Annotated in this window: 21 protein-coding genes; 15 read left to right on the top strand and 6 right to left on the bottom strand. The window is 63.5% G+C overall.

Annotation, left to right across the window (positions count from 1 at the left end):
- The first annotated feature begins 135 nt into the window (after positions 1-135).
- From LRQ04_RS15725 to LRQ04_RS15705, 5 genes are read left to right on the top strand one after another with little or no spacing between them, the layout of a single operon-like run.
- Positions 136-1,002: an ABC transporter substrate-binding protein gene (locus LRQ04_RS15725; protein WP_235521308.1), complete on the top strand. Its 867-nt coding sequence runs from the start codon at positions 136-138 to the stop codon at positions 1,000-1,002.
- Between the two features lie 33 nt (positions 1,003-1,035).
- Entirely contained in the window at positions 1,036-1,824 is a 789-nt protein-coding gene (locus LRQ04_RS15720) for an amino acid ABC transporter permease (protein WP_235521307.1), read from the top strand.
- Positions 1,821-2,609: an amino acid ABC transporter ATP-binding protein gene (locus LRQ04_RS15715; protein ID WP_308194955.1), complete on the top strand. Its 789-nt coding sequence runs from the start codon at positions 1,821-1,823 to the stop codon at positions 2,607-2,609. The genes LRQ04_RS15720 and LRQ04_RS15715 overlap by 4 nt, the downstream gene beginning before the upstream one ends.
- Complete coding sequence (locus LRQ04_RS15710) at positions 2,609-3,652, top strand: Gfo/Idh/MocA family oxidoreductase (RefSeq protein ID WP_235521306.1); 1,044 nt, start codon at positions 2,609-2,611, stop codon at positions 3,650-3,652. Before LRQ04_RS15715 ends, LRQ04_RS15710 begins: the two co-directional genes overlap by 1 nt.
- Positions 3,653-3,707: 55 nt before the next feature.
- Positions 3,708-4,826, top strand: coding sequence for an FAD-binding oxidoreductase (locus LRQ04_RS15705; RefSeq protein WP_235521303.1), 1,119 nt, complete (start codon positions 3,708-3,710; stop codon positions 4,824-4,826).
- A gap of 84 nt (positions 4,827-4,910) precedes the next feature.
- Here LRQ04_RS15705 and LRQ04_RS15700 read toward each other — a convergent pair whose 3' ends face one another.
- Complete coding sequence (locus LRQ04_RS15700) at positions 4,911-5,345, bottom strand: hypothetical protein (protein WP_235521302.1); 435 nt, start codon at positions 5,343-5,345, stop codon at positions 4,911-4,913.
- Positions 5,346-5,603: 258 nt separating this feature from the next.
- Between LRQ04_RS15700 and LRQ04_RS15695 the strand changes: the two genes are divergently transcribed.
- A complete protein-coding gene (locus LRQ04_RS15695; protein ID WP_235521301.1) occupies positions 5,604-6,059 on the top strand; it encodes an iron chaperone in 456 nt (151 codons plus the stop codon).
- Between the two features lie 73 nt (positions 6,060-6,132).
- Here LRQ04_RS15695 and LRQ04_RS15690 read toward each other — a convergent pair whose 3' ends face one another.
- Positions 6,133-6,321, bottom strand: a complete 189-nt coding sequence (locus LRQ04_RS15690; protein WP_235521300.1) for a hypothetical protein — start codon at positions 6,319-6,321, stop codon at positions 6,133-6,135.
- Positions 6,322-6,444: 123 nt separating this feature from the next.
- Between LRQ04_RS15690 and LRQ04_RS15685 the strand changes: the two genes are divergently transcribed.
- From LRQ04_RS15685 to LRQ04_RS15660, 5 genes are all read left to right on the top strand, one after another.
- Entirely contained in the window at positions 6,445-7,491 is a 1,047-nt protein-coding gene (locus LRQ04_RS15685) for a saccharopine dehydrogenase (RefSeq protein ID WP_235521299.1), read from the top strand.
- Entirely contained in the window at positions 7,488-8,099 is a 612-nt protein-coding gene (locus tag LRQ04_RS15680; protein ID WP_235521298.1) for a TetR/AcrR family transcriptional regulator, read from the top strand. The genes LRQ04_RS15685 and LRQ04_RS15680 overlap by 4 nt, the downstream gene beginning before the upstream one ends.
- 60 nt (positions 8,100-8,159) lie before the next feature.
- Positions 8,160-9,500 carry a DUF222 domain-containing protein gene (locus tag LRQ04_RS20775; RefSeq protein ID WP_374198959.1) on the top strand — a complete coding sequence of 447 codons (1,341 nt, stop codon included), beginning with the start codon at positions 8,160-8,162 and terminating at the stop codon, positions 9,498-9,500.
- Positions 9,501-9,755: 255 nt separating this feature from the next.
- A complete protein-coding gene (locus LRQ04_RS15665; protein WP_235521296.1) occupies positions 9,756-10,310 on the top strand; it encodes an RNA polymerase sigma factor in 555 nt (184 codons plus the stop codon).
- Complete coding sequence (locus tag LRQ04_RS15660) at positions 10,307-11,140, top strand: hypothetical protein (protein WP_235521419.1); 834 nt, start codon at positions 10,307-10,309, stop codon at positions 11,138-11,140. The genes LRQ04_RS15665 and LRQ04_RS15660 overlap by 4 nt, the downstream gene beginning before the upstream one ends.
- Positions 11,141-11,182: 42 nt before the next feature.
- Here LRQ04_RS15660 and LRQ04_RS15655 read toward each other — a convergent pair whose 3' ends face one another.
- From LRQ04_RS15655 to acs, 4 genes are read right to left on the bottom strand one after another with little or no spacing between them, the layout of a single operon-like run.
- Complete coding sequence (locus LRQ04_RS15655) at positions 11,183-11,677, bottom strand: CoA-binding protein (RefSeq protein ID WP_235521295.1); 495 nt, start codon at positions 11,675-11,677, stop codon at positions 11,183-11,185.
- Positions 11,674-12,996: an O-acetylhomoserine aminocarboxypropyltransferase/cysteine synthase family protein gene (locus tag LRQ04_RS15650; protein WP_235521294.1), complete on the bottom strand. Its 1,323-nt coding sequence runs from the start codon at positions 12,994-12,996 to the stop codon at positions 11,674-11,676. The genes LRQ04_RS15655 and LRQ04_RS15650 overlap by 4 nt, the downstream gene beginning before the upstream one ends.
- Positions 12,996-14,186 (bottom strand): dimethylsulfone monooxygenase SfnG, encoded by a 1,191-nt coding sequence (gene sfnG, locus LRQ04_RS15645; RefSeq protein ID WP_235521292.1) that lies wholly within the window; start codon positions 14,184-14,186, stop codon positions 12,996-12,998. The genes LRQ04_RS15650 and sfnG overlap by 1 nt, the downstream gene beginning before the upstream one ends.
- Positions 14,183-16,288: an acetate--CoA ligase gene (gene acs / locus LRQ04_RS15640; RefSeq protein ID WP_235521289.1), complete on the bottom strand. Its 2,106-nt coding sequence runs from the start codon at positions 16,286-16,288 to the stop codon at positions 14,183-14,185. Before acs ends, sfnG begins: the two co-directional genes overlap by 4 nt.
- 223 nt (positions 16,289-16,511) lie before the next feature.
- On the opposite strand from acs, the gene LRQ04_RS15635 reads away from it, so the two are divergent.
- The 4 genes from LRQ04_RS15635 (at position 16,512) to LRQ04_RS15620 (ending at position 18,880) form a co-directional block, all read left to right on the top strand.
- Positions 16,512-16,937, top strand: a complete 426-nt coding sequence (locus LRQ04_RS15635) for a CoA-binding protein (RefSeq protein ID WP_235521288.1) — start codon at positions 16,512-16,514, stop codon at positions 16,935-16,937.
- 63 nt (positions 16,938-17,000) lie between these two features.
- The gene (locus tag LRQ04_RS15630) at positions 17,001-17,852 is read left to right on the top strand and encodes a polysaccharide deacetylase family protein (protein ID WP_235521285.1); all 852 of its coding nucleotides are present in this window, start codon (positions 17,001-17,003) and stop codon (positions 17,850-17,852) included.
- Between the two features lie 62 nt (positions 17,853-17,914).
- On the top strand, positions 17,915-18,325 hold the full coding sequence (locus tag LRQ04_RS15625; protein ID WP_235521282.1) for an MmcQ/YjbR family DNA-binding protein: 411 nt from the start codon (positions 17,915-17,917) through the stop codon (positions 18,323-18,325).
- Between the two features lie 96 nt (positions 18,326-18,421).
- Positions 18,422-18,880, top strand: a complete 459-nt coding sequence (locus LRQ04_RS15620) for a hypothetical protein (RefSeq protein ID WP_235521280.1) — start codon at positions 18,422-18,424, stop codon at positions 18,878-18,880.
- Positions 18,881-18,931 lie beyond the last annotated feature (51 nt).

The following is an 18,931-nucleotide window of genomic DNA, read 5'->3' as shown; positions in this document are numbered from 1 at the left end:
ACATTCTAATCAATCGATGTGAGTCCGGTCTCAATCCTAGAGAATGAGACCGGACTCAGCAAGACTCCCGCATCGAGCAATATCTCCAGCGGCTCCTGACAGCACCGCTTTTCCCTCCCACGATTGGACAACGCTGTGATCAAATTGAACTTCCGCCCGGCAGCGCTGGCAGCAGCGGCCTTGGCGGCAATCCTCGCCCTTTCCGGCTGCGGTGGATCCTCCGCCAGCTCCTCGCCCTCCGCCGACAATCCCTACGGCCTGATCGAGTCGGGCACCATCCGGGTTGCCAGCCTGGGCGACTCCAAGCCGTATACCTTCACCGACAGCTCGGGTAACTTCACGGGCTTTGACGTGGAGCTGTTCAAGGATGTTGCCCACCGCGCCGGCGTAGACAAGGTTGTCTTCACCGGGCAGGACTTCTCGGGACTGCTCGCAGCCGTAGCCAACGGCCAGTTCGACGTTGGTGTGGCAGCTATCGGCATCACCGACAAGCGCAAAGAAACAGTGGACTTCTCCGACGGCTACCTCGCCGGCTACCTGACGGTCATCACCACAAAGACCTCGGGCATCAGCGACGTTGACGGCCTCAACGGCAAGCGCCTGGGCGTAGTCCAAGGCACGTTGCAGGAAGCCTACGCAGTGAAGAACTTCACCTCGGCGCAACTGGTCCGCTTCCCTGACAACAACACTGCCATCGCGGCCGTGAACAGCGGTTCCGTGGATGCCCATTTCCTCGATTACGAGGCTGCAAAGGCCTACCAGGAGCAGTTTGGCCTGGTCAGTGCTGCCGACATTCCATCCTTTGACGCTCCGGCCGGGTTCGCTATCGCCAAAGACAAGCCCGCCTTCAAGGACGCGCTGAACAAGGGCCTCGCGGCAGCGATGGAAGACGGCACCTGGAAGAAGCTCTACCAGAAGTGGTTCCCGGGTTCACCGATGCCGGAACAATACCTCCCCAAGGCAGAGCAGACCTCCAACCCGTCCGCTTCCGCCACCAAGTAAGTCGGCCCACCAACCAACGTCTGAGAGCACCCAATGGATTGGCTCAACACCATCAGCCGCACGTTCCTCGACTTTGATGCCATGGTCGAAGTGCTGCCCCAACTCCTCGGAGTTGGCCTCCTCAACACCCTGATCATCTCCTTCGCAGCAACCATCCTTGGCGTAGTCATGGGCATGGTGGTAGCGGTGATGGGAATCTCGCGGTCGAAGTGGTTGCGAATCCCTGCAAGGATCTACACCGACCTCTTCCGCGGGCTCCCTGCGATCCTTACGATCCTGCTGATCGGCCAGGGTTTTGCCCGGCTGAGCCAGTCCGTGTTCGGTCCCTCCCCCTACCCGCTGGGAATCATCGCGCTGAGCCTCATCGCCAGTGCCTACATCGGAGAGATCTTCCGCGCCGGCATCCTTAGCGTGGACAAGGGCCAGGGCGAAGCCTGCCGCGCCCTGGGCATGAGCTACACCAAGTCCATGGCACTCGTGGTGGTCCCGCAAGGAGTGCGCCGCGTGCTGCCTGCCTTGGTGAACCAGTTCATTGCCATCGTCAAGGATTCCTCGCTGGTGTACTTCCTGGGGCTCTTGGTCAGCGAGCGCGAACTGTTCCGGGTAGGGCAGGACGCAGCAGTGCTCTCCGGCAACCTTTCGCCCCTGGTCATGGCCGGTATCTTCTACCTGATCATCACCGTCCCCCTGACCCACCTGGTCAACTACTTCGACAACAAGTTCCGAACCGGCCGACGCCGTCCCACCGCACCAACCAGTGGGCTGAAGGAAGTCAAGGAACTCGACGCGGCTTCGCCGCTCATCACCGGGTGCAACACGTGAACCTCACAAGCAGCAGTGCGACCAGCACCAACAAGCCAAACCAGGACATCGAAAAGTTCCACGGGTCCAGCCTGGAATTGCAGAACCTGACCATGGCCTACGGCGACGTTGAAGTGCTCCGCAACGTCACCCTCTCCGTGGCTCCGGGAACCACCACATGCATCATTGGCCCATCCGGATCCGGCAAGTCCACGCTGCTGCGAGGAGTCAACCGACTCCACGAACCCAAAAGCGGTGACGTCCTCCTTGCAGGAGAGAGCGCCCTCACCGTCAAGCCTGACGTTCTCCGAGCACGCATAGGCATGGTGTTCCAGCACTTCAACCTCTTCCCGGACCACACCGCCCTCGAGAACGTGGCGCTCGCCCTCTGGAGCGTCAAGGGAATGTCCAAGGCGGAGGCACGGGAACGGGCCCGCCGCCGACTGGCGGAAGTCGGTCTCGCTGAGCGGGCCGACCATAGGCCAAGGGACCTCTCCGGCGGTCAACAGCAGCGTGTTGCCATCGCCCGCGCGCTTGCCATGGAGCCAGAGGTCATGCTGTTCGACGAAGCCACGAGCGCACTGGACCCCGAACTCGTCAAAGGCGTCTTGAACCTCATGGCAGGCCTTGGCCGCCGCGGCATGACCATGCTGGTTGTTACCCACGAGATGGGCTTCGCCCGCAAGGTAGCCGACCAAGTGGTGTTCATGGACGAGGGCGAAGTGGTGGAGATCGGCACCCCTAACGAGCTCTTCGACAACCCGCGCAGTGAACGCCTGCAACGCTTTCTCTCGGAAGTCCTGTGATGGGCAGGCCAGCAGTGGCACCCATCCGAACCGCCGTCGTCGGGTTTGGTGTCTCCGGCAAGGTTTTCCACGCTCCGCTGATCGCGGCGGACCCGAACTACTCGCTGGACATCATCGTCACGGCCGATCCGCACCGAAGGGCGGAGGCTGCCCGGCAGTACCCGCAGACGAGAATCGTGGCCACGCCGGAGGAGCTGTTCGCTTTTGCCGGGGAGCTTGACCTGGTGGTGCTCGGAACACCGCCGCTGACGCACCTGGAGCTGGGGGCCATGGCCATCGCCCACGGGCTGAACGTAGTAGTCGACAAGCCTTTTGTTATCACGGTCGCCCACGGTGAGGAGTTGGCCGCCCGGGCTTCCGACGCCGGTGTGCAACTGACGGTTTTCCAGAACCGCCGGTGGGATGCCGACTTCCTTACACTCCGAAGGCTGCTGCAGGACGGCGCACTCGGGGATGTGCGGACCTTTGAGTCCCGGTTTGAATGGTGGCGGCCTGCAGGCTTTGGCAACTGGCGTGATTCAGCGACACTGGCCGAAGGCGGCGGCATACTTCACGACCTCGGCGCCCATCTGATCGACCAAGCCATCCAACTTTTCGGTCCTGTGGAGGAGAGCTATGGCGAGACCGCCAACCACGGGCCGCATCCGGAGGCTGCGGACACCGAGGCTTTCGTCTCCTTGCGTCACGAATCGGGCGTTCGATCACGGCTGTGGATGAACGGCATGGCGGCCCAGGTTGGCCCACGGTTCCACGTCCTGGGCTCCCAAGCCGGGTACACCAAGTGGGGGCTCGACGGACAGGAACCCGCGCTGGCAGCCGGAGTCACGCCGTCGGACGCTGCCTACGGCAATGAACCCGAAGAATCCTGGGGCCTCTTGGGAGTTGACGGTTTGGCCACGCCAGTGCCGGCGGAAGGAGGCGACTACCCCCGGTTCTACGCGGAACTTGCAGCGTCGATCCGTGGCCAAGGACCGTTGCCCGTGCATCCGGCAGAGGCACTGGAAACCCTCAAAATCATCGAAAACATTCACGCCTTCGCCTAGGTGGCGCATAGCGCCAACATGCTCCACCCGCCAGAACCTGAAAGAGAGATCACGCATGTCTTCCACCGTTACCAAGCATGTCGCCGTCATTGGCGGCGGCATCCTGGGCGTCTCCACCGCGGTGCACCTGCTCCGCCAAGGTGCAACCGTTACCCTTTTGACCGAGCAGGGGCTGGCCAGCGAGGCTTCCGGCCGTTCCCTGTCCTGGCTCAACTCTGCTGGAGAGCGCTCCACTCCCTATCACCAGTTGCGCATGGCCGGCGTTGACCGGTACCGCACGCTCTTCGCCGCCGATCCCAACCGTGAATGGCTTCAGTTCGGCGGCGGCCTCATGTGGAACTCCGCCGGTCAAAGCGAAGTCACCAAAGCCCGGCACGCCTACGAGACGTCAATCGGCTACGACTCCAGGCTCCTGGCGCCGGAAGAGATTGCCTCGGCTACTCCCGGGATCGACGCCAGTGCCGTCCCGGAGAACGCAATCTTCAATCCCGGCGAGGGCTGGGTCAGCCTGCCGGATTTGGTGAACTTCCTGATGGAAGAATTCCACGCCCTTGGCGGCCGGCTGGTCCTCAATGCAGGCAAAGCCTCGGTGATGGTCGACGGCGGCCGGGCCACCGGCGTCGAAACCGCCGGAGGTGCAACGTACCCGGCGGACGCCGTGCTCGTAGCCTGCGGCGCTGCAACGCCCGCCGTCGTGAGGCCGCTCGGCGTCGAGATACCGAACGGTTCGCCGGTCTCCATGCTTGTTGTTACCAAGCCCGTTGAGCACCAGGTCGCCGCAGTGATGAATACGCCGCGCGCCGCCGTGCGACCTAACCCGGGCAACACTTTTGCCTTGGACCACGACTGGTATGAAGAGCACATCACGGAGCATGCGGACGGTTCGTTCACCATCCCTGATGATGTCGTCCAGGAATTGGCAGACGAGTCGTCCAGGCTGATCGCGGGAAACCCCGAGCTTAAGCCTGCATCGTGGAAGATCGGGTACAAGCCAATCCCGGGCGACGGCGAACCCGTCTTCGGGGAACTCGGCCAGGTACCGGGCTGCTTCGTAGCTTTCACCCACTCAGGTGCCACTCTGGGCCTCATCGCAGGCGAATTGCTTTCCGGTGAGATCCTGACCGGGGACAAGCACCCCATGTTCGCTACGTTCCGGCCGGGCCGGTTCTCCTAGCCCGGAACGCAAAAGGCCAACGGCCCCGATACGCCATCTGCATAAGCGTGTCGGGGCCGTTGGAGTGTGTGGGTGCCCGCCGGGTCAGCAGGTCAGCGTGCCCTTGAGGACTTTGCCCGTCCAGACATTGGTGGTGCCCGGGACCTTGTAGTAGCCGCGGATTTCGTAGGTCCAGGTTCCGATCACTTGGTAGCCGGAGGTGTAGGTCTTTCCGCTGGCTTTGCTGAGGTCGCCGGTGAACTCGAGTGTCCCGGAGCGGTTGAAGAGTTTGATGTCGTGGTAGTTCGCGTTGGCTACTGCCCCGAAGGAATTGACAGTGACAGTGGCCCGGATACCGAGCGAACAGCTCATGGACACGTTCGCCGTTGCCGGTGCGGCGAGGCTGGCCGTGGAGAACTGCGAGGCGTTTTGGTCAGTGTCGCTGAACGCGGCAAACGCCGCTGCCGGCGCCCCCACCAGGCCAAGAATAACGACGGCGGCGATCACCAGGCTGCGCAGGACGCTGTTCTGCGTGGTCATGGTGGTCATCCTCCTTCTGGTGTTTCGCGCCGGGCCTGATCGGGCTGGGGTTGAAGAATCCGATCAGACCCGGCGGGGCTTGGGAACTACTCTGCCGGGCCACCCTCAAGAACCACTCGTGCAAACCTGCAACAGTTCCTCAGGAAAACCTCAAGACTGCCGCACCGGCAAGCGAGCAGGATCGGAGAAGCATCCGGCGCAAGGCGCACCTACCGTTGAGGTATCCAAACAACGTCCAACAGATCAGGGGGCCGCGAAATGGCTGGGACAGGAACAGCTGACAAGACAAAGTCCTACGACGGATTCAGCGATGATGAACGCTCGGCAATGAAGGAGCGCGCGCAGGAACTGAAGAAGACCGCCAGGAAGAAATCGTCCGCCGCAGATGGTGAGGCGGACGTCCAGGCGAAGATCGCCGAAATGCCTGAGTCGGACCAGGCCATGGCCAAGCGCCTCCACGAAATCGTCAGGGAGCACGCCCCGGAGCTGACTCCAAAGACTTGGTACGGCATGCCGGCCTACGCCAAGGACGGGAAGAACATCGTCTTCTTCAAGAGCGCCGACAAATTCAAGAGCCGTTACGCGACGCTCGGCTTCGAAGAGAACGCCGCCCTCGACGACGGACCCATGTGGCCTACATCTTTTGCCCTCAAGGAGATCACGCCGGAGGTTGAAGCGAAGATCGTGGAACTCATCAAGAGGGCCGTCGCCTAAAGCGACTTAAACCCCGACGGCGGCTGGTTGCCCTCCCAGGCAACCGGCCGCCGTCGTATTTAATCCAGGAGCGTCAGAAGGTGGGGTCCGGGTTCGGGTGCGGCGGCACGGGGCCTGGATCGGGAGTGGGCGTCGGGCCCGGTGTGGGATTGGGATCCGGGATGGGGCTTGGGGGGAACGGGGTAGTGGGATCCGGCGGTGGCGGCACGGGCCCGGGATCCGGGGGAAACGGTTCGGGCTCGTGGATCGGAGGAAGTGTCATGATTCTCCTTTGCCTACTCAGGGGTATTGCTCCGGCAGATAAGTGCAGCCTACTCCGGCCCGGCCATGGGCTACAGGCCCACCCCAACGGGATTTCTAGGTCAAATGACCTATAATAATTTTCATGAATGATCTCCTTGAACTTGATACCGCCGGTCCAGTGCTGATCGTGGGCGGATACGGCACCGTCGGCACAGCGCTGACCCGGCTTGCCCCGAAAGAATGGCCCCTGCTCCTCACCGGCAGAAACCCGGCCCGTGGCAGCCACTTGGCCAGCGGGAATGTGACGGTCAGGAAGTGGGACCTCAACCACCCCGAACCCTTCGCGGCCAAGGTCAGGGCTGTGATCAGCACCGTAAATGACCCCGACGACAGGGTCCTTCGCGCCGCCGCCATTTCCGGAATTCCCTACGTGGATGTCACGCGTTGGACCAGCCGGGTCACCAGGGCAGTCACTCGGGCAACCCTCCTCCAGCCGACGGCTCCCGTATTGCTGAGCTCCGGATGGATGGGCGGAGTCACCAACATCGTCGCCGCAGCCTTGGCGCAGGAGGCCGGCGGTGCGGACCAGATTGATATCGCCATCCGCTACGACATCAACGACCAGGCCGGAGTCGACTCCGTGGACTTCATGGACCGGCTGGGACTGGACTTCGAAGTACGCAAACGCGGCCAGGCCGCCGTCGTCAGCCCGTTGACGGATGCGCGCTGGGTGGACATCGCCGGGCACCGCACCAAAGTGGCGCGGCTGGACACCCCCGAGCAGTTCACCCTGCCGCTGACCATCGGCGCGGGCTCGGTGGCTACCAGGATCGGGTTCAGTTCTAACGCATCGACGACGGCGTTGCTCGCCGCCCGTGCGGTGGGACTGTTCCGCTGGGGGAGCGGTGAGCGGTGGACGCCGCTGCGCCGATCCTTGCTGTACTCGCCGGGTGCAGGCGGAACCGCGCACATCCGGGTGGATGTGGAGGGCCCGAATGGAACGCGGACTGCTGTCATTTCCGATCCCCAAGGACAAGCGCACCTCACGGCGCTGGGCGGCTTGCTCGGGTTGCAGACGGTGCTTGCAGAGGGCGCCCGACCGGGTGTTTCCTTCCCCGAATCCGCGCCTGATCCGCTCTCTCGTCTCGCGGAAATGGAAGCACAGGGTGTGACAATATTGAGGTCATGACCGAAAGCAAGGGCGCCCTGAGGAAAGCGGCGCTGCTGGACGCTGCTGAAGAAGTCCTGGTCACGAAGGGCAACGCCAACGCTGCGATGCGGGACTTTGCCGCTGCCGCCGGCGTACGGATCGGGCACCTGCAGCACTACTTTCCCACCCGGGCTGACCTCATTCGGGCTGTCCTTGAGAGAACACTTGAACGGTCGCTGCACCGGCTGACGGAAGTCGCCGGGCTGGACCTCGATCCCGGGGCAGGTGGTGGACTGACCCGGGACGATTCCCACCGTCTTTTAGCGGCCCTGATCCACGAACATTCGGGTTTGGCAGACGTCAAGATGCACCTCGAGATCTGGGCCCTCGCCGCTTCGGACGAGCAGGCAGCCGCTGCCCTCAGGGCCTTCTACGAACAGTACTCGGGGCACGTCCAGGGTGTGGTGCGGCGAGGAAGGCCAGGCCTCCCGGAGCCAGAGGTGGAGGGGGTTGCCGCGGCCATCATCAGCCTCTTCGAGGGTGCTGCGGTCACACGCTCGGACATCGCGGGTCTTCGAACGGAGTCCGGTGATCAAGCCATCATTCGCGCGGCGCAGTGGATGATCCACGAACAGGGAACTTCCTGACCAACGTCGTGCCCAGCCTGGTGGCTCTATTTTGTCGGTGCCTGCTGGGAGAGTGTTGTCATGGAGCAGGTACGGGAACAGCAAGCAGGTGGGGTAGCTATAGCTGCGCCGGTGCCTGCTGCTTCCGCAGTGCTTGCGGCAGGCCTTGACCGTGGGCCAGAGGGCACGGTCAGTGGTGATCTGATCCAGCAGTTGCGGGTGCTGGAGGATATGAAGTCGGCCATCTCGAGTTTGCAGGCCAAGATCGCCGTGGCGTTTGACCTGGCCCAGCGGCAGGAGCAGGCAGAGAAAGGTATCCCGGCTTCGGAGCGGGGCAAGGGTATTGGGGCGCAGGTGGCGTTGGCCCGGCGGGAGTCACCAAACAAAGGCTCCCGGCTGCTGGGCCTGGCCAAGGCTCTGGTCACGGAGATGCCGCACACCATGGCCGCGCTGGAGTCAGGTCAGTTGAACGAGTGGCGGGCAACGCTGCTGGTCAAGGAAACGGCGTGCTTATCTGCTGAGGACCGGGCCGCAGTGGATGAGGAACTGGCCCCCGACACCGGCACGTTCGATGGTGCCGGGGACAAAGCCATCGCTGCCGCCGTGAAGGCCGCGGCGTACCGGCGTGATCCCCGCTCTGTGACCGAACGCGCAGCGCACGCCGCGTCCGAACGGTATGTCAGCCTCCGCCCGGCGCCGGACACCATGGCCTACCTGACCGCCCTGTTGCCCGTCGCCCAAGGCGTCGCCGTGTTCGCGGCACTGACCCGGCAAGCTGGTACGGCCCGGTCCGCCGGTGATACCCGGTCCAAGGGCCAGGTCATGGCCGACACCCTGGTGGAGCGGATCACCGGCACCGCGGCCGGGTACACGGGTATCGACCTGCAACTGGTCATGACCGACAGGACCCTCCTGGCCGGAGACAGCGAACCGGCACGGCTGAATGGCTACGGGATCGTTCCCGCCGGCTGGGCCCGGGAACTGCTCAGCAACGGACAAGTCGGTGAAGGGCCCGGGGCTTACTACCAGGACTTCAACGTCTGGGTCCGCCGGCTTTACACCGCTCCGGAGACCGGTGAACTGCTCGCATCCAACTCACGGGCACGCTTCTTCCCACCCGGAATACGACGCTTCATCCAAACACGAGACAACACCTGCCGCACCCCCTACTGCGACGCGCCCAGCCTGCACCTGGACCACATCGTCCCGTGGCACTCAGACGGTCCCACCACCGTTCACAACGGGGCCGGGCTCTGCGAAGCCTGCAACCACACCAAAGAAATCCCCGGCTGGAAGTCCACACCCGAAGCAGGAAACCGGCACACGCTCAGAATCACCACACCCACCGGCCACAGCTACCAATCACAAGCACCACCACTGCCCGGATACCGGCCTGGCAAATCCCCTCAGAAAATTCCTTAAAAAAGATTCGTACCCCGCGTAACCCTTTGGCGTCCCCTGACGATTACGTCATTGAAAGGGCCGAGCTGGAATTTGTCCCCCATCATGTTCCAGCTCGGCTCTTCTTTGCCCGAGGGAGTTTTCCTCAGGCAAGCGGGTCTTCCCTACGGATGGTCCGGATGAGCAGTTACCCTTGGTGGGGTTGTCCGTCGAGCTTTGGCGGAAGACCTGGCTCCACAACCACGGACCTGCCGCCGATCGAAAGTCCCAAATCCTGTGACCGACGCATTGACCGACGAAGCGCTTCACGCACTCAAGGACAATAACGCGGAACTGTTCAGCGCCATCTACCAGGCCTATGCGGGCCAGGTGCTCGGTTACCTGACAGCCAAAGGCGTGCCCGATCCTGAGGCAGTCACGCAGGATGTGTTCCTGGCGGTCCTGCCTCGGCTGGACGATGTGAGCGGAGGCGTCAACGGCCTGCGGACTTTCATCTTCTCGGTCGCCCACGCACGCATGGTGGACGAGCACCGGAAGAAACTCCGGGCGCCCGATCATCACGAGTTCGAGCCCGAGCGGGATACCCGCGAATCGAATTCCGCAGAGGCGGAAGCCTTGGACCGGCTGGCACCATATGAGGTCATGGCGCTGTTGGACCATCTTGGCGAGGACCAACGGGAAGTCCTGACCTTGCGCATCGTGGCAGGCCTGACGGTGGAACAGGTGGCCGACATCATGGGGAAATCCGCCGGGGCAGTGAAACAGCTGCAACGACGGGCACTGATTACCCTCCGTGAGCACTCGGCAGTAAAGGAATACGTGGCCCCATGACATACAGGGATACAGAGCGCGAAGCCATCGTGGACGGGCTCATGCTCGACGCGGAGCTTGCTGACGCGCCGGATGTCCGGCAGGCGCTCCTTTCATTGGGTTCATTCGCCAACGTGCCCGCTCCTGCTCCTGGCACCGAGCTCGCCGCGATGCTGGCCGGTCCGCACGACGAACTCTCCAAGCGCCGTTGGCGCCACAAGCACCGCACCGCCGTCGTCAGTGTTGCTGTGGTGGCGGCGATGGGACTGGGCGTCAGCGGCGTAGCCGCCGCCAGTTCGGGCTTCACCCGCAGCCCGTCCTTTGACGGACTCCTGGGCAACTTTGCGCCGCGCTGGTCAGCGTCCACGCCTGTGCTGCCCGCCCCGGATGCGCCCAAGATCAGCACCGAGCCAGCGCCCGCGGTGGATCCTGCGGCGCTCCCGCCCGCGACACCTGCACCCTCGATCCCCGTACCAGCGCCGGCTGAGCCAGCCGCGCCAAGCACGCCAGCGCAGGACGCGGCCAACGCGCCAGCGCCGGCCCCCGGCCCCGAAGGTCAGCCTCCCCATGTCCCTGGTGCGGATGAGGCCAAGTCCGGCTTCGCGAAAGGCCAGCAGGAAAAGCCGGCCCCGGGTAGCCCGGGCCAGGACCAACTGCAACGTCCCGCTGCGCCCAAGCCCGATATGTCCAAGGCTGAGGCGGACAAACCGGGCAAGCAGACGCCCGGCAAACCCGGGAACAAGGGCCAAGCACTGCCGTCCTACCCCAGGCAGTGGTCCGGGGAGCAGGTCAACGAGATCACGGACAAATTGAAGCAGTGGAAGAAGCACGGCGGCAGCTGGACCCGCTAGTGCCGGGCGCCTTGGGGACGACCTGCTGCGGCGGGGTGCCGCTTAGGCGAGGACCTGGCGCTTGGAGGAGATCACTCCGGTGTCGAAGCCGGCCAGGTGGAGTCCACCGTGGAATCGGGCGTGCTCGATCTTCACGCAGCGGTCCATGACCACGTTGAGGCCCGCCGCCTCAGCATCGCGGGCCACCTGTTCGTGCCAGGAACCCAGCTGGAGCCACAGGGTTTTGGCGCCGGCCGCGACAGCTTCGTCCAGGACCCCGGGGAGGTCGTCGTGTTTACGGAAAACGTCGACGATGTCCGGGGACTCGGGAAGATCGGCCAGCGAAGCGTACGTCGGCTGGCCCAGGATCTCCTTCACCACGGGGTTCACGAAATACACCTTGTAGCGCGTGGACGACTGCAGGTAGGTGGCCACGAAGTAGCTGGCGCGGGACGGCTTGTCCGAGGCACCAACGATCGCGATGGACTTGGCCTGGCGCAGGAGCGACAGGCGCTCGGGAGCGGAAGGGCCCTGCCAGGTTCGTTCCGTGGTGCTCATGCTTTCGCTCCTACTTCTGATGGGACTTCGACAGCTGCTTGCGCCTCGGTAAGTGCCTGGTCAAGGTCCCAGATGATGTCATCCAGGTCCTCCAAACCCACGGAGATCCGGACCAGGTCTTCCGGGACACCCGCGGATTCGAGCTGTGCTGCGCTGAGCTGCTGGTGCGTGGTGGAACCCGGGTGGATGACGAGCGTCCGTGAATCGCCCACATTGGCCAGATGGGATGCCAGCTGCAGCGATTCGATGAACTTCTGTCCAGCTGCCCGTCCACCGGCAACACCGAAGGAGAACACGGAGCCTGGGCCCTTGGGCAAGTATTTCTGTGCTCGTTCGAAGTGCGGGTGCGATGGCAGGCCGGAGTAGTTCACGTAGGCAACCCGCGGATCGGCGTCCAGCCATTCCGCGACGGCCTGCGCGTTCTTCAAGTGCTCGTCCAGGCGCTGGGGGAGTGTCTCCACACCCTGCAGGAGCTGGAAGGCGGAGAGCGGGGAGAGCGCCGGACCAATGTCGCGGAGGTGCTCGCAACGCAGCTTGGTCAGGAAGCCGTATTCGCCGAAGTTGCCCCACCAGGAGACGTTTCCGTAGGACGGCACGGGCTCGGTCATCATGGGGAACTTGCCGTTGCCCCAGTTGAAGCGCCCACTTTCCACGATGACGCCGCCAAGGGTGGTGCCGTGTCCGCCGATGAACTTGGTGGCGGAGTGGATCACGATGTCGGCGCCGTGCTCGATCGGACGCACGAGGTAAGGCGTGCTCAAGGTGGCATCGACCACCAAGGGGATACCGGCGTCGTGCGCTACCTTGGCCAGCCCGGCAAGGTCCTGGACTTCCGACGACGGGTTGGCCACTACCTCGACGAAGAGCGCCTTGGTGTTTTCCTGGATGGCCGCGGCGTAGTCCGCAGGGTCGGTTCCCGGCACGAACGTGGTGTCCACACCGAAGCGGCGCAACGATACGTCCAGCTGGGTGACCGTACCGCCGTAAAGCTGGGATGCGGCCACGATGTGGTCGCCGGACTGGGTCAGCGCGGCGAACGTGATGAACTCGGCAGCCATGCCCGACGACGTCGCAACAGCGCCGATGCCACCCTCGAGGGAAGCGATGCGCTCTTCAAAAGCGGCCACGGTGGGGTTGCCGATGCGTGAGTAGATGTTGCCGTACTTCTGCAGCGCGAACAGGTTGGCGGCGTCGTCGGTGTCCTTGAACACGAAGGACGTGGTCTGGAAGATCGGCACCGCCCGGGCGCCGTGCTCGGCGTCGGGGGTGCCGCCGGCGTGAAGCGCGCGGGTGCGGAAACCGAAAGTGCGGTCAGCCATCAGACTGCCACCGACTCGGCGACGGGTGTGGAGGAAAGGTCCAGCTCAGTGCCGTTCCTGCGGGCAAGGTCGGCCTCGAGTTCGCGGACGATCGGCAGGATGTCCTGGCCGAAGGCCGCGATTTCTTCCTGGAAGTGCAGGTAGCCGGTGAGGAACAGGTTCACGCCGATCTTCTTGTACTCCACGATCCGCTCAGCGATCTGCTCCGGAGTGCCGATCAGTTGGGTCTTGAAGCCATCGTTGTACTGGACCAGGTCCTCGAAGGTGGAGTCGGCCCACATGCCCTTGCCGTCCTTCGTGGAGGCGCCGGCTTCCTGCACGGCGTCGCGGAAGCCCTGGACTGCCGGTTTGTGTGCTTTCTCGACGATTTCGCGGAGGGTGTCGCGGGCTTCCTTCTCTGAATCCCGGGCGATCACGAAGCCGTTGAGGCCGAACCGCGGCGCAGCAAGGGCGCCTTCGGTGCCGCGCTTCGTTTCGCCTGCCGCCGCAACGACGCCGGCGATGTTTTCCTTGAAGCCCTCAAGGTCCTTGCCATTGGAGAAGTACCAATCGGCCACCCGGCCGGCGGTGGCCTGGGCCGCCGTCGAATTTCCACCGAAGAAGATTTCCGGGTGCGCCCGGCCGGGAACCGCAACCGGGGCGGGGTTCAGGGTGAAGTCGGTGATGTTGTAGTACTTGCCGTCTTGGCTATAGCCCTGCTCAGTCCACAGGCCGCGGAGGACGTTGATGAATTCCTCGGTGCGAACGTAGCGTTCGTCGTGCTCCAGCCATTCGAGGCCGAAGTTGGTGAACTCGCTCTTGAGCCAGCCGGAGACGATATTGACGGCGGCACGTCCGTTGGAGATGTGGTCGGCGGTGATGATGTACTTCGCCAGGACGCCGGGGTGCCACATTCCCGGGTGGACGGCGGCGATGACCTTGAGGCGTTCGGTGGCTGCAAGGAGGGCCAGGCTGAAGGATGTTGCCTCGTGCTGCTTGTCGGCCCCGTAAGACGCGGCGTAACGGGTCTGGGTCAGCGCATATTCGAAGCCGGAGTTCTCCGCGATCCGGGCGAGCTTCTTGTTGTAGTCAAAGTCCCAGCCGGTGCGCTGCTCGATGGTGGAGACCACCAGGCCGCCGGAAACGTTGGGCACCCAGTAGGCGAACTTGAGCGGCTCGGAGAGTCGTGCGACGTTGCTGATCTCGGTCATGAATTTTCCTTCACTAGTGCCCGCTCGCGCAGGACGTCCTGGATTCCGGCGATTGCCGGCTCGTTTTGGAGTGAGGTGGTATCGCCCAAAGCGGTCCCCTCAAAGAGTTGGGTCAACAGCCGGCGCATGATCTTGCCGCTGCGGGTCTTGGGTACGTCCGCGACCACGACGACGTCGCGCGGCTTGGCGATCGGGCCGATCTCCTTGGCAACGTGGTTGCGCAGGTTGTTGGCGACTTCCGCTTCACGCTCATTGGAGCCGCTTCGAAGCACGACGAACGCGACGACGGCGTGCCCGGTGGTGGGATCGGGCACCGGACAGACTCCGGCTTCCACCACATCCGGATGCGACACCAATGCGGACTCGATCTCAATGGTGGACAGCAGGTGTCCGGAGACATTGAGGGTGTCGTCCACGCGCCCAAGGATCCAGATGTCGCCGTCGGAATCGTATTTGGCGCCGTCGCCGGCAAGGAACCAACCCTGTTCCGCGTACTGGCTCCAATAAGAGTCGAAGTAGCGCCGAGGGTTTCCCCACACGGTCCTGGCGATGGCGGGGCCGGGGCGGTCCACCACGATGAAGCCTTGCTCGCCGGGCCGGGTGCGTCGACCGGCCTCATCCACCACGCGGGTGCTCACGCCCGGAAGGGCGCGCGCCGCGCAGCCCGGCTTGAAGGACGTGTCCGTGGGCGAAGGGGACATGATGGTGGCGCCGGTCTCGGACTGCCACCAGGTATCCACCATGGGCGCAGTGCCACCGCCGATGTTGTGGCGAAGCCAGCGCCAGGCCTCGGGATTGACGGCCTCGCCCACGGTTCCCAGCACCCGGATCGAGGAGAAATCGTAGCTGTCCGGCACGCCGTCCGGGAACCAGCCCATGAGGGAGCGGACCAGCGTGGGTGCCGTGTAGTACTGGGTGACCTTGTAGCGTTCGATGATCTCGAAGTGCCGGCCGGGGTGCGGGGTGTTGGGCGTGCCCTCGAAGATCACCTGGGTGGCTCCGTTGGACAGCGGACCGTAGATCTCGTAGGTGTGGGCGGTGACCCAGGCAAGGTCCGCCGTGCACCAGTGGACGTCCTGGTCCCGCAGCGCAGGATCGGGGTTGCTGAACAGGTACTCGAAACTCCACGATGCCTGCGTCAGGTAGCCCCCGGACGTGTGGACCAGTCCCTTCGGCTTTCCGGTGGTTCCGGAGGTGTACATGATGAAGAGCGGAGTCTCGGCGTCGAAGGCCTTGGGCTCGTGGACCTCGGAGGCAGTATCAACGACGTCGTGCCACCAGACGTCCCGGCCCTCCTTCATGGTTACGGTGCCCAGATCCTCAGCAGGTGTGGTCCGGTTGATGACGAGCACGTGCTCAATGGCGTTATCACCGGAGACTGCGGCGTCGGCGTTGTCCTTGACCGGCACTGCAACCCCGCGGCGGAACTGGCCATCGGTGGTGACCAGGAGTTTCGCCTGGGTGTCCTCTACCCGGAACCGCAATGCCTCGGCAGAGAACCCGCCAAACACCAGTGAATGGACTGCCCCGATGCGCGCCACGGCCAGGGTGATGATCACGGTTTCGGGGATCACCGGGAGGTAGATGACTACACGATCGCCTTTGGTGATTCCCAGCGAAATCAGTGCGTTCGCGGCCTTGGACACCTCGCGTTGCAACTCTGCGTAGGTGATGGCGCGGCGGTCACCGGGTTCGCCCTCGAAGTAAAGGGCAACCCTGTCACCTTTTCCGGCGAGCACGTGCCGGTCCACGCAGTTGTACGCAACGTTTAGCTTGCCGCCGTCGAACCATCTGATCTCCGGCCCGCGGCTGGCTTCAACGTCAACCGGAGTCCAGGTGTGGGCCGTGTGCCACGGGGCTGCCCAGTGCAGGCGGCGCGCCTGCTCTTCCCAGAATCCGACGGCTGACCCGTTCCCGTCAAAACTGCCGTCAAAACTGCTGTGACGCGCCCGCTCGCCGGTATCGGCGCCGTGCACTGCGCCGCCCGTTGGCTCGCTCGAGGACCATCCCGAAGAGCCGTGAAGTGAGCCGGGCGCGTCAAGCAGCCCTGCTTCAGGGGCCGTCGCGCCTGAAGTGGTGTGTGTGGGTACGTCAAAAGTCATGGATGCTCCTTGCCCGGAATTGCAGGCGCAGTGCTAAGGGTGCGAAGAAAGGATGGTCGCCCTCATCCGCGGGGATGGTCACTCTTCACTTAAGCCGATGGTCCATTTGGCTCAAAACCCGGGGGTATTGGTGCGTAATATTCGACTGAGGCAACCCGGGATGGACAGAAAATGCAGATTATTCGGCCAGCTGCCCGATTGTGCGCAGGAGTAGGCTTAGGTCATGATGCACGTCAACGATCCCGCCGTCGTGGAGCGGTTGATGCGAACAAAAGGCACGTGGGCCATTGTGGGCTTGAGTAGCAATGAGTGGCGCTCCGCCTACGATGTTTCGCTGTACGTCCGGGACACGATGGGCATGGAGATCATCCCCATCAACCTCAAGGGCGAGGACGTGCACGGGGAAAAGGGGTACAAAACCTTGGCTGACATTCCGCCCGCCAAACACCCCATCGACGTCGTGGATTGCTTCGTCAACTCCCAACGCGTGGGGGCCGTGATTGACCAGGCGATTGCGATCGGTGCAAAGGCTGTCTGGCTGCAACTTGGCGTCTTTGACGACCAAGCAACGCAGCGTGCCAGGGACGCAGGACTGGACGTCGTGGTGAACTCCTGCCCGGCGCGTGAAGGTTGGCATTACGGTCTGTGATCCCGGGACGGGTTCCTCTGCTAGATTGCTGCTGACTCATCTCTTTAGCCCCGGGGGACAGCCATGACTGGCGACCACTCTGCAATGCCCTTTTCCATGCCCAGCAGGAGGGTTCTCCTCGGTCTCGTGGGCGCTTCGGTCGCGGCCGGCCTCACCGCGTGCACTCCCGGTGAGGGCGCGGAAAGCACGACGACGGCGCTGACGCCGGATGCCGCCGTCGGGTCGCCCGAGGTTCCGGCTGCTCCAGGCGCACCAACAGCAACACCGACCGCGACGAAGCGAATCCGGCGGAGTTTCATCCCGGACTACCAATTGCCCCCGATTGTCGGCGGGCTCGCGCCGGTGATCACCAAGATCCCCACCAAGCATCCGATCGTGTTCCTGACCATCGATGACGGGAACATCAAGACCCCGGAATCCGTGACGCTCATGGCGGAGTACGACTACCCGGCCTCACTGTTCCTCACCAAAAACACCATTGCCGACAACCCGGCGTTCTTCAATGCCTTCAAGGCCCAGGGCAGCCTGGTGGAGAACCACACGGTGACACACAACATCAACATGGTGCGGCAGTGGGGCTATCAGCAGCAGCTGAACGATATCGTGGGGATGCAGGAGTACGCGGTCCAACAGTATGGCCGCAAGCCCACGCTGTTCCGGCCACCCGGTGGAGCCTATTCAAACGCGATGCGGCAGGCCGTGGCGGCTGCGGGCCTGAAAGCGGTGGTCACGTGGGAGGCAAAGGCAAACGCCGGAAAGATGGACTACCAGGTGGGGGACTCGCTGCGTCCCGGCGACATTGTCCTGATGCATTTCCGGGCCGAGTTTGCAGCGGACCTCGCTGCATTCCGGGCCGCCCAGCTGGCGGCAGGGCTGGAAGTGGTGTTGTTGGAGGATTTCCTGGGCGTCGCGTAGGGCGTCGCATAAGCGTCGCAAGAGGGCTCGCTCCGGAGCCGTCCCGCCAGTAGGCTCACTCTATGGATGTTTCCCGTTTGCGCGAGATTTGCCTGGGCTTCCCTGGCGCTTTCGAAGACTTTCCGTTTGGCCCCGAGGCGTCCGTCTTCAAGGTCAGGTCAGCTGTTGCCGGCGGGGCGCGGCACGAGGCCAAGATGTTTGCCCTGTCCTACATGGACCCGGACAACTGGTCGGTCAGCCTCAAATGTGAACCGGCGCTGGCCGAACAGCTCAGGGCGGCCCATCCGGAAATCACTGGTGCCTGGCACATGAACAAGACCCATTGGAATGGTGTCCGGCTGGACGGCGCCCTCCCGGACGACATGGTCCGGGACATGGTGGAGGACTCCTACGACCTGGTGGTGGCCACCCTCAGCCGCAAGCAACAGGAACAGCTGGGGTGGGCCAGGCTGGCCGCTCCGCGCGGGAAGTAACGCCCTCATAACAGCCCTCCCCATGGTGCTGACATGGGGATAGATTGATACTGCATACCTTGAGACCACAGCCATGGGCTGGTCAGGAGCAGTTTGATGCTGGATCAGAAGACGCTTGACCACTTGTGGAAGTTTGGCGATCCGGCGGCTTCCGAAGCCAGGTTCCGTGCCGCCATGGTTGAGGAAATGTACGACGCCGATGAGCGGGCTGAGCTTGCCACCCAGCTTGGGCGGGCCATCGGGTTGCAGGGTCGTTTCGAGGAAGCTGACGCGCTCCACATGCTCTCCATCGCCGACTCCGGCAACGCCGAGGTCTGGATGCGGAGCGGCTTGGAATATGCGTCCTCCGCCCGCGATGAGCGAACCAAGCGCTGGATGATTGCTTTGCACGCGGGCTTGGGGTCGTTTCTGCGCGGTAAAAACCGTCTCACGGAGGCCATGGTGGAGTTCCAATTGGCCGAACAATGGGCGGAAAGACTGGGAACTGAGCGGCAGAGGGCGCTCGCCCGGGAGGCGATCACGGAGTGCGGAAAGGCGCTCGCGGAGGGTCCGTAGAAAGATCACGCTTTGACAAATGTTGATCGAAACTGCCGCGAAATATTGATT

The organism is Paenarthrobacter sp. AR 02 (genome assembly GCF_021538675.1).
GTDB lineage: Bacteria > Actinomycetota > Actinomycetes > Actinomycetales > Micrococcaceae > Arthrobacter.
The sequence above is the reverse complement of the archived record's forward strand: the minus strand, read 5'-3'. Positions and strand labels throughout refer to the sequence as shown.

Bases quoted from the DNA above. Each gene is read 5' to 3' on its own strand.
- LRQ04_RS15720 (WP_235521307.1), top strand. From the start codon at position 1,036: ATGGATTGGCTCAACACCATCAGCCGCACGTTCCTCGACTTTGATGCC.
- LRQ04_RS15710 (WP_235521306.1), top strand. From the start codon at position 2,609: ATGGGCAGGCCAGCAGTGGCACCCATCCGAACCGCCGTCGTCGGGTTT.
- LRQ04_RS15705 (WP_235521303.1), top strand. From the start codon at position 3,708: ATGTCTTCCACCGTTACCAAGCATGTCGCCGTCATTGGCGGCGGCATC.
- LRQ04_RS15700 (WP_235521302.1), bottom strand. From the start codon at position 5,345: ATGACCACGCAGAACAGCGTCCTGCGCAGCCTGGTGATCGCCGCCGTC.
- LRQ04_RS15695 (WP_235521301.1), top strand. From the start codon at position 5,604: ATGGCTGGGACAGGAACAGCTGACAAGACAAAGTCCTACGACGGATTC.
- LRQ04_RS15690 (WP_235521300.1), bottom strand. From the start codon at position 6,321: ATGACACTTCCTCCGATCCACGAGCCCGAACCGTTTCCCCCGGATCCC.
- LRQ04_RS15685 (WP_235521299.1), top strand. From the start codon at position 6,445: ATGAATGATCTCCTTGAACTTGATACCGCCGGTCCAGTGCTGATCGTG.
- LRQ04_RS15680 (WP_235521298.1), top strand. From the start codon at position 7,488: ATGACCGAAAGCAAGGGCGCCCTGAGGAAAGCGGCGCTGCTGGACGCT.
- LRQ04_RS20775 (WP_374198959.1), top strand. From the start codon at position 8,160: ATGGAGCAGGTACGGGAACAGCAAGCAGGTGGGGTAGCTATAGCTGCG.
- LRQ04_RS15660 (WP_235521419.1), top strand. From the start codon at position 10,307: ATGACATACAGGGATACAGAGCGCGAAGCCATCGTGGACGGGCTCATG.
- LRQ04_RS15655 (WP_235521295.1), bottom strand. From the start codon at position 11,677: ATGAGCACCACGGAACGAACCTGGCAGGGCCCTTCCGCTCCCGAGCGC.
- LRQ04_RS15650 (WP_235521294.1), bottom strand. From the start codon at position 12,996: ATGGCTGACCGCACTTTCGGTTTCCGCACCCGCGCGCTTCACGCCGGC.
- sfnG (WP_235521292.1), bottom strand. From the start codon at position 14,186: ATGACCGAGATCAGCAACGTCGCACGACTCTCCGAGCCGCTCAAGTTC.
- acs (WP_235521289.1), bottom strand. From the start codon at position 16,288: ATGACTTTTGACGTACCCACACACACCACTTCAGGCGCGACGGCCCCT.
- LRQ04_RS15635 (WP_235521288.1), top strand. From the start codon at position 16,512: ATGATGCACGTCAACGATCCCGCCGTCGTGGAGCGGTTGATGCGAACA.
- LRQ04_RS15630 (WP_235521285.1), top strand. From the start codon at position 17,001: ATGACTGGCGACCACTCTGCAATGCCCTTTTCCATGCCCAGCAGGAGG.
- LRQ04_RS15625 (WP_235521282.1), top strand. From the start codon at position 17,915: ATGGATGTTTCCCGTTTGCGCGAGATTTGCCTGGGCTTCCCTGGCGCT.
- LRQ04_RS15620 (WP_235521280.1), top strand. From the start codon at position 18,422: ATGCTGGATCAGAAGACGCTTGACCACTTGTGGAAGTTTGGCGATCCG.